The sequence below is a fragment of the Acidisphaera rubrifaciens HS-AP3 genome (assembly GCF_000964365.1).
Classification (GTDB): domain Bacteria; phylum Pseudomonadota; class Alphaproteobacteria; order Acetobacterales; family Acetobacteraceae; genus Acidisphaera; species Acidisphaera rubrifaciens.
Genome location: NZ_BANB01000474.1, coordinates 1 through 4,180, shown reverse-complemented (window position 1 = coordinate 4,180; position 4,180 = coordinate 1). Strand labels below are relative to the sequence as shown.

Annotated in this window: 6 protein-coding genes; 5 read left to right on the top strand and 1 reads right to left on the bottom strand. The window is 71.6% G+C overall.

The window, feature by feature from the left end; genetic code table 11:
- The 5 genes from B8460_RS23070 to B8460_RS13225 all read left to right on the top strand — a co-directional run.
- Window positions 1–372: hypothetical protein (locus tag B8460_RS23070; RefSeq protein WP_206742654.1), on the top strand; the 372-nt coding region annotated here is incomplete at its 5' end.
- 127 nt (window positions 373–499) lie between these two features.
- Window positions 500–1,054 carry a dCTP deaminase gene (gene dcd / locus B8460_RS13240; protein ID WP_048862078.1) on the top strand — a complete coding sequence of 185 codons (555 nt, stop codon included), beginning with the start codon at window positions 500–502 and terminating at the stop codon, window positions 1,052–1,054.
- An 11-nt stretch (window positions 1,055–1,065) separates the two neighbouring features.
- Window positions 1,066–2,337, top strand: coding sequence for a UDP-N-acetylglucosamine 1-carboxyvinyltransferase (gene murA, locus B8460_RS13235; protein WP_048862077.1), 1,272 nt, complete (start codon window positions 1,066–1,068; stop codon window positions 2,335–2,337).
- Between the two features lie 72 nt (window positions 2,338–2,409).
- On the top strand, window positions 2,410–2,856 hold the full coding sequence (locus B8460_RS13230) for an antitoxin Xre/MbcA/ParS toxin-binding domain-containing protein (protein ID WP_048862076.1): 447 nt from the start codon (window positions 2,410–2,412) through the stop codon (window positions 2,854–2,856).
- Window positions 2,853–3,338, top strand: coding sequence for an RES family NAD+ phosphorylase (locus B8460_RS13225; protein WP_048862075.1), 486 nt, complete (start codon window positions 2,853–2,855; stop codon window positions 3,336–3,338). The genes B8460_RS13230 and B8460_RS13225 overlap by 4 nt, the downstream gene beginning before the upstream one ends.
- 25 nt (window positions 3,339–3,363) lie before the next feature.
- Here the strand turns inward: B8460_RS13225 and B8460_RS13220 are convergent.
- On the bottom strand, window positions 3,364–4,180 hold an 817-nt coding region (locus B8460_RS13220), incomplete at its 5' end, for an alpha/beta fold hydrolase (RefSeq protein ID WP_048862074.1).

Here is a 4,180-nt window from a genome sequence, read left to right as displayed (position 1 = left end):
CGGTGCGTGCGGGGCGGCGCATTGACGCGGGTCAAGGCGCGGCCGGCCGGCAATGCTTGGCCGGCCGGCCGCCGGATGCGACAAGCGCGCGGCGCAGGGCGGCCAGGGAGAGGTGCGGTGGATCAGCGGGAAGACGGCCAGCGGGACGGACAACGGGACGGCCAGCGGGACGGGCAACGGAACGGGCAACCGCGAACCCCGGCGGCGGCGTCCGGCGGGGTGTCAGGCGGGGCGGCGGGGCGGGAGGCCGGGCTGCGTGACTGCCTGCGCGCCAACCTGCACCGGCGCAAGCAGCAGGCCCGCGCCCGCGCCGCGACCGCCGCGCTGACCGGCGATGCCCCGGAGACGTCGTCGCGCGGCGACGCGGGATGATTTCTGCCGCCACCGGCACGGGATTGCGTGGCATCGCCGCGGGTCGCTATCCCGAGGTCGCGTCCTTTTTCGCGGTTTTCCTTCCCGTCGCCCGTCCTTGGCCGCCACTGGCCCGGAGATTGCCACGATGACCGTCATGTCGGACCGCTGGATACGCCGCATGGCGACCGAACACCGCATGATCGAGCCCTTCACCGAGACGCAGCGGCGCGAGGGGGTGATCAGCTACGGCCTGTCGAGCTACGGCTACGACGCGCGCGTGGCCGACGAGTTCAAGATCTTCACCAACGTCGACAGCGCTGTGATCGACCCGAAGGCGTTCACGCCGGCGAGCTTCGTCGACCGCAAGACCGACACGTGCATCATCCCGCCCAACAGCTTCGCGCTGGCGCGCACGGTCGAGTATTTCCGCATCCCGCGCGACGTGCTGGTGGTCTGCCTCGGCAAGAGCACCTATGCCCGCTGCGGCATCATCGTGAACGTGACGCCGCTTGAACCGGAATGGGAGGGGCAGGTGACGATCGAGATCAGCAACACCACGCCGCTGCCGGCGAAGATCCACGCCAACGAGGGCATCTGCCAGTTCCTGTTCCTGCTCGGCAACGAGCCGTGCGAGACGTCCTATGCCGAGCGTGCGGGCAAATACATGCATCAGCGCGGCGTCGCGCTGCCGCGGCTTTAAGGGGCGCGCGCATGGACCGCATCAGCATCCGCGGCGGCCATCCGCTGTCCGGCGAGATCCCGATCGGCGGGGCGAAGAACGCGACCTTGCCGCTGATGACCGCCGGCATGCTGACCGACGAGCGGCTGACGCTGTCGAACGTGCCGCGGCTGGCCGACATCGACACCATGGCGGCGCTGCTGTCGCAGCACGGGATCGCGGTGGAGCCGGTGGATGCCGAGGGGCGGACGCTGTCGATCGGCGGGCGCATCACCAGCACCGAGGCGCCGTACGACATCGTGCGCAAGATGCGCGCCTCCGTCCTCGTGCTCGGCCCGCTGCTGGCGCGCACCGGCGAGGCGCGGGTATCGTTGCCCGGCGGCTGCGCGATCGGCACGCGGCCGGTCGACCTGCATCTGAAGGCGCTGGAGCAGATGGGCGCCGTGATCGACCTCGACGGCGGCTACATCAACGCGCGCCTCGCCCCCGGGCGCACGCGGCTGTCGGGCGCGCGCATCGTGTTTCCCTTCGTCTCCGTCGGTGCCACCGAAAACGCGCTGATGGCGGCCTCCCTCGCCGAGGGGCAGACGGTGCTGGTCAACGCCGCGCGCGAGCCGGAGATCGGCGACCTCGCGGCGTGCCTCACCGCCATGGGCGCGCGCATCAGCGGCATCGGCACCGACAAGCTTGAGATCGCAGGGGTCGCGCGCCTGCACGCGGCGTCGCACAGCGTGGTGCCCGACCGTATCGAGACCGGCACCTATGCCTGCGCCGCCGCGATCACCGGCGGGCGCGTCTATCTGCGCGGCGGGCGGCTCGAGCATCTGGGCGCGGTGGTGCGCATCCTGCGCGAGGCGGGGGTGGAGATCACCGAGGACGCGCACGGCCTCGACGTGCGGCGGCTGAACGGCCTGCACGGCGTGGACGTGATGACCGAGCCCTATCCCGGCTTCCCGACCGACATGCAAGCGCAGTTCATGGCGCTGATGTCGGTCGCCGAGGGGGCGGCGATGGTGACGGAGACGATCTTCGAGAACCGTTTCATGCACGTGCCGGAGCTGGCGCGCATGGGCGCGCGGGTGAACGTGCACGGCGCGAGCGCGATCGTGCGCGGCGTGCCGGCGCTGTCGGGCGCGCCGGTGATGGCGACGGACCTGCGCGCGTCCGTGAGCCTGGTGCTGGCGGGGCTGGCGGCGCGCGGCGAGACGGTGATCAACCGCGTCTATCACCTCGACCGCGGCTACGAGGCGCTGGAACGCAAGCTCGCCGCCTGCGGGGCGCGGGTGGAGCGGCAGGCGGGGTAGCGGGGGGATTGCCGCGGCTCCCGGGCGAGCCCATTTTCTGTCCCGGATGAGACAGCGATGATGAGGTGAGCCATGCCGGCCATTGCGGACCCCGTCTCGCGCCTGCTGGGCATACGCGCCTCCGGCCCGCTGCCGCTGATGTCGGCGGTGGAGAACGGCCTGCCGCTGGCGGCCCTCGACCGGGTGGTGCGGTCGGTCGCCCCGTCGGACAGCAAGTTCGCCTTCCGCATCGTCGCGCGCGCGACCCTGGCCCGGCGGCGCAAGGCGTCGGCCGACGCGACCGTGCGCGGCGGCAGCCGCCTGTCGGCCGAGGAGGGCACGCGCCTCGCGCGTCTCGCCGGCGTCTGGACGGCGGCCCTCGACGTCTGGGGCAGCGAGGAGGCGGCGCGGCGGTTCATGTTCGAGCCGCACGCCCTGCTGCACGGACGCCGCCCGGTGGACGTCGTGCTGGAAAATGAACTCGGCCGCCCGGTGGTCGAGGGCATTCTCGGCCGTCTGAAATACGGCAGCGCCGTGTGACGGCGCAGACGCTCGACCGCGTCCTCACCGCCTATCGTATCGGCGACCCGCACGGCGCCTGGCCGATTTTTGACGCGACGGGCTCCAAGCTCGCGCCGGGCCGGTGGAACACCCCGGCGAGCCCGATGATCTACGCCGCCGAGCACTACAGCACGGCGATGCTGGAAAAGCTGGTCCACGGGAACGGCCGCATGCCGCCAAACCAGCACTGGATCGAGATCACGATCCCGCCGGGCGTTTCCTACGAGATGCTCTCGCCGCCGCATCTGCCGGGCTGGGACGCCGAGGATTGCGCGGCATCCAAGGCCTATGGCGAGGCGTGGCAACGCTCCGGCCGCTCACTGCTGCTGATCGTGCCCAGCGTGGTGGCGCGGATGGAGCGCAACGTGCTGATCAACGACAGCCACGCCGACGCGCGGCGCGTGACGCATGGGCTGCATCAGCCGGTGTGGTGGGACGGACGGCTGTTCGGGACGCCTTGACCGGGCGCGCCCGGCGATTGGCCATTCAGCGTGGGCCCGGTGCCGTGGAGGCGTTCCTGCGGGCCTCGCGGACCGTATCGCGGATGGCGTCGGCAACCAGTTGCGGTTCGTAGAGATACATGGCGTGGCCGCTGGTCGGCACCGTCACGTGGCGTGCCTTGAGTGAGGCGGCCAGCAGGTCCTGGGCGGCCTGCCAGTCGGCGAACGTCGCCGATGCGTCGCCCCGTGCGCTCCCCGGTGGATCAGGCGGCGCGGGCGGCCAGGGCTTGCCGGCGCTCAGCACGACGGCCGGGCACAGGGGGACGGGAGGCGCCGCGCCGATGGTCTCAAAGGCGTCCGCGAGTTCGACCGCCTCGGGGATTGCCGGGGAGGATACGCGGTTGCTTGCGTCCCAACGCGCGAGCTTCGCCGGGCCGAGGACCTCCCGCATGCGCTCGGTCGCGCCATCGACCATGACAAGCCCCGCGATCTCGCCGGCATGCGTCCGTGCGTACAGCAGGGCGATCAACCCGCCGTACGAGTTGGCGACGAGAACATACGGGCCAGCTTCGTGCGCCGCCGTCAGCAGCCGCGACAGGTCGCGAACATCCTGACTGAGGGGATGCGGCTGCGCGACCGGCGTGGACGTATCGTGTCCGCCGATCCGCGTCCCCGGCCGGTCATAGGCGCAGACGCGCGTGAACCGCGCCACCGAGGGAAACACCGCCGACGCGCTCCGCCGCAGGCGGCCCTGTCCCGCGAGCAGCAGATCGTACCGCGCGCCACGCACCGGATCGGCGGGGTCCAGAACCTCGCTCCAGTCGGCCGCATCATCTCCCTTGCCAGAGATCAGAATGACCTCG

What these genes read in the sequence shown, in the direction of transcription:
- murA (WP_048862077.1), top strand. Translation starts at nt 1,066, where the DNA reads ATGGACCGCATCAGCATCCGCGGCGGCCATCCGCTGTCCGGCGAGATC.
- B8460_RS13230 (WP_048862076.1), top strand. Translation starts at nt 2,410, where the DNA reads ATGCCGGCCATTGCGGACCCCGTCTCGCGCCTGCTGGGCATACGCGCC.
- dcd (WP_048862078.1), top strand. Translation starts at nt 500, where the DNA reads ATGACCGTCATGTCGGACCGCTGGATACGCCGCATGGCGACCGAACAC.